Below are 4,228 nucleotides of genomic sequence, written 5' to 3'. Positions count from 1 at the left end.
CATGTCAAACAATAGCAATAGTAGCGACGATAGCCGAGTGGTCAAAAACACTCAGTATTGGCTAGAGGCCAGTCACTATAAAGAAGACGATGTTAGCCGTTTTAATTATTATGTGGCGCCGCGCTATTTGGCACAGCAGCGAGATGAGCACATTACTAAGCAGCGCTTTAGTGTTGGTGCGCGCGCTGATATCACGCCGCATAAGGATGATCGCAGCAAGACGTATCGACTGTCCGCTCAAGCGCTGCATGAGGACTATCAAAGCGAGTCTAATACCAAAACCCAGCAGACCATCACCAGCGCCCGTGATACCGACATCAGTACGACATTGGCGCAAGCGCAGCTCGATCTACCGGCGTTGGTACTATCCGATACACACAGCCATCTTATCCAAGTCGGCGGTCAAGTCCAACAAGACACGCTTAGCCAAACCAAAAACCAAGTCAGCGAGTTGATCAGCGATGAAGTCAGCCGCGATGTCGGTGAGCTATACCTACAAGACGATTGGTTGATTGGTGATAACTGGGAAGTGTTGAGCGGTATTCGCTATCAAAACGATGAAGACTTTGGTGATCATATCGCGCCAAAGGTATCGCTCAAATACAACCATTTAGATACAAGCGGTCGCGAGCACATCTTGCGCGGTAGTATCGGCGGCGGTTATCGCGTGCCAAATCTAAAAGAACGCTACTACGTCTTTGATCATAGCAATTTGGGCTATAAAGTACTGGGCAATCCCAACTTGCAGCCGGAGACCTCAACCAGTTACCAAATCGGCTATCAAGGTCAGCTGAGCGATAGGTTAAATGTGACAGTCAATGGCTTTTATAATGACGTTGATGATCTGATCCAAACCGACGAGGACAACGCGACCTTTGATGGCAATATCGCCGTTTACAAATATATGAACGTCGATAGCGCCAAAACCTATGGCGGCGATATTGGTATCGACTGGCAAGTGGACGAGCGCGCCAAACTGCAAGCCAGTTATGCTTACCTCAAAACCCACAATAATGTCACCGATACCGAGCTGACCTATAAGCCCAACCACAAAGCCATGCTAGCGCTTGATTATCAAATCAACGACAAGCTACAGCTAATCCCGCGCCTTAACTACGAATCCAAACAGCTCGTCAGCACCAGCGCGCAGACGTACTCACCGTCTTGGTGGACGCTCGATAGCAAGCTCAACTATGACATGACGGCAAATCTGAGCATATACGCGGCGGTTAATAATATCTTTGATGTGCAGCGAGATGTCACCGATGCCAGTGACTATCGCCCGATCGACAATCGTGAGTGGTTACTGGGTGCCAGCTACCACTGGTAAGCCTTTGCCCATACTTATCTTAAAGCAACTCTTTTAAAGCCATTCTTTAAAAAAACTCTGTCTAAGCGCTGTTTTTAACTTTAGCCAAAACAATAACCATCAAGGAGCCTGACATGACCAAAACTACCCCAGCAGAGAGCACCAAACCGACCAAATTGGCCTTACTTTTTAGCAGCAGCCTGCTAGCCATCAGCATAACCGGCTGCGGTGGCGGCAGTGATGACTCGAGTAATAACAATACCGGAAATGGCGGTAATAGCGATGACAAGCCACCTGTGAGCACAGCGAGCTTTAGTGAAACGGCCACGTGGCAAGTCACCAATCTAGCGCCCGATACCGCTACTTGTTATGACTTTGATGCCAAAGCTGAGAGCTCGTGTGATGGAGATACGTGGGATATTAAGTTTGAAAACCAAGCGCGTTCGGTCAAGCTTTGGTCAAATAGTGGTGATTCTGGCGCAGGTTTGGGCGGGGTTTTCGGCTTGATCGACTGGTCTGATCTGAGCCGTTATACCAATGCCACCCTTGACCCTGATACAGGCCGTGACATCATCCTGCACTATAATGAAGATCGCAGCGGCGGGGTGTTTACTGCCAAGCCTTGGTTTGAATACAACTTGCAAGGCAATCATCAGCTATATCCCAACAACCGCGTCTATCTTGTCACCACAGACAATAGCAGCACCATGACAGACAGCAGCGTCCAGCAGCCTATCTATGCCATGCAAATTACCAACTATTATAATGATGCTGGGAAATCTGGCTACCCAACTATTCGCTGGATTGATACGGCGCTACCGAACAAGGTACATACAACAACTATCAACGCCACCAGCAATGATAACTGGGTGTATTTTGATCTAAAAACAGGCCAAAGTAGCACCGATAAAAATAGCACTTGGCAGATTGGCTTTAAGCGTAATGATGTAATTTTGAATGGCGGGGATTCTGCAAGTGGTACCAATAAAGGCAAAGTTGGTGGCTACCTCGCTGCTACGCCAGCTGGCTATTATGATGCGCAAGGTAAACCCATTACCAGTCAGTTCATTACCGATGGTAGAGAAGCTACCTTATCTAACCTTACCAATACCGCTGTATACGATAAACCGCTGAGCGCTAGAAGCTGGGTGATCGATAGCAAGGGCTCGGATCTCAATCCTGCTTATACTGGCAACTTCCCAAATCTGGACTTTGGCTGGTACACTTACAATGGCATGACCCATCAGCTAAACGCCAAGCCGCTTGATAGCGCACAAGGCGCACTCATCAGATCTGCCGAAGGCAATAGCTATGCGCGCATGCGTTTGGATAAAATCAACTATCCTGATAGCACAGCGACAACGGCGACCTCGTGGGAGTTTAAACTAGATATTCAGCCGGCTTCTTAATACAAAAGGATAAAAGCAAAAGTATACCTCCATTATTGAGTAATCACTTTTCAGTTTCTATTATAGTGAGTGAAAAGTAATATCGTTACATCACGCACTGCTGATATCCATTTTTCTTGCTTGCTGTGCCTGCGCAGACAGAGGCTACAAAAAATTGATATCAGCAATACCGTCGCGTTTTTAGGATACTTTTACTATAGTTAAGCTATAAAGTTAAAAAAAAACTGTCTGCTATTTATTTTTAGTAGACAAGGCTTTTGCTGTCTATGGTTAATTGTTAAGAACAGCCTTCGACCAAATAGATCGCTTCTGGTATCCCAATATCAATACTCTCTACCTCACCTTTTAACAGACTTTTCTTATCTGCCGTCCAATCACTCGCCTTTATTTTATGCTCGTTAAGCGTTTGACCGCCCTTAATATAATATTTAATTTGTAAGGGCAATTTATCTTCTTTACTATCAAGCTTGATATTTTCAGTTTTTAAGGACTCTCCAAGCTCGGGTTCTTTTATCACTTTAAAATTGACGTTAGCAATCAAGTTATAATATTCACCATCAACCGCGTATTTATCGACTTCATAAGTCAGCTTATTATCATGCGCTTGCATCACCTCTGCTACTGCATCGCCAACATGAATGTCTATATAAAACGCTATGTTTGGATCCTGAATAGCAATCAAAGCAGCTTTTTCATCGATGATCTGATATAGCACGGAAGCACGTTTACCGTACTCTTTATCTATATAGTTTAGTGCTGGATTACTGACGTAATAGCACTGCTCGTTGTCAGTTTTTTCTTTGGTCAGTCCTAGCTCACTCAGTAACTCAGGGCTAATAGCCTGCCCAAAGCTTAGCTTTTGGTAGCCCGATGGATTGATAGTTTTATCATTGGATAACTTTTCTGCTTCGTTATTCTGTGCTTTATCCGCATTAGCAGAACTTATAGAACTATAATTGATAGACGCATTATCTTTCTCAGCCATATTTTTATCTATATTATCCGTTTGCGCTGCGACATTATCATTATCTTTTTCATTTGAATTTGCAGGCTGCGAATCACAACCTGCCAGCAGTTGTGCCGTACCGAGCAATACAGTGGTAAGTAGTACCGTTTTAATCGTTGGCAAAGACGACTCTTGGATGATACTTAACACGGTAACTCTCCCAAATTTATATTTTCTACATTGACAGTATGATCTAATTAAAGATTAATCTATTAAACCTTTGTTAATGTCCAAGGCTTATTCTAGGAAGTTAAAGCGAGTTGATATTATCTTAAAGAGCTAACAACCTTCTATTTAACCATCTTCTAGTTATTTATTCTTAACTTACAACCCAAAAACTACTCCCGTTAAAGAAAAAAGCCAACATTTAATAGGCATTTATCCTAATTTTCCTTATAATACTTTGCTGCTTTGTATGACTTTTTTTACTTTTTATTGGAGAAATATTTTGGCTTTGAATACTGTAGCACTAAGAGATAGCTTATTAACCCTCTCTTTATCGAT

3 protein-coding genes are annotated in these 4,228 nt (G+C 43.6%); 2 read left to right on the top strand and 1 reads right to left on the bottom strand.

What is annotated here, in order from left to right; translation table 11 throughout:
• The coding region (locus tag V7D75_RS12085) for a TonB-dependent receptor plug domain-containing protein (protein WP_333614759.1) at positions 1 to 1,330 on the top strand (1,330 nt) is incomplete at its 5' end.
• Between the two features lie 113 nt (positions 1,331 to 1,443).
• Positions 1,444 to 2,718 (top strand): HmuY family protein, encoded by a 1,275-nt coding sequence (locus V7D75_RS12080; RefSeq protein WP_333614758.1) that lies wholly within the window; start codon positions 1,444 to 1,446, stop codon positions 2,716 to 2,718.
• 277 nt (positions 2,719 to 2,995) lie between these two features.
• Here V7D75_RS12080 and V7D75_RS12075 read toward each other — a convergent pair whose 3' ends face one another.
• Positions 2,996 to 3,874 (bottom strand): hypothetical protein, encoded by an 879-nt coding sequence (locus V7D75_RS12075; RefSeq protein ID WP_333614757.1) that lies wholly within the window; start codon positions 3,872 to 3,874, stop codon positions 2,996 to 2,998.
• Between the last annotated feature and the right edge of the window lie 354 nt (positions 3,875 to 4,228).

This window comes from Psychrobacter sp., from assembly GCF_036731945.1.
GTDB lineage: Bacteria > Pseudomonadota > Gammaproteobacteria > Pseudomonadales > Moraxellaceae > Psychrobacter.
This window is presented reverse-complemented; position numbering and strand designations above follow the sequence as displayed.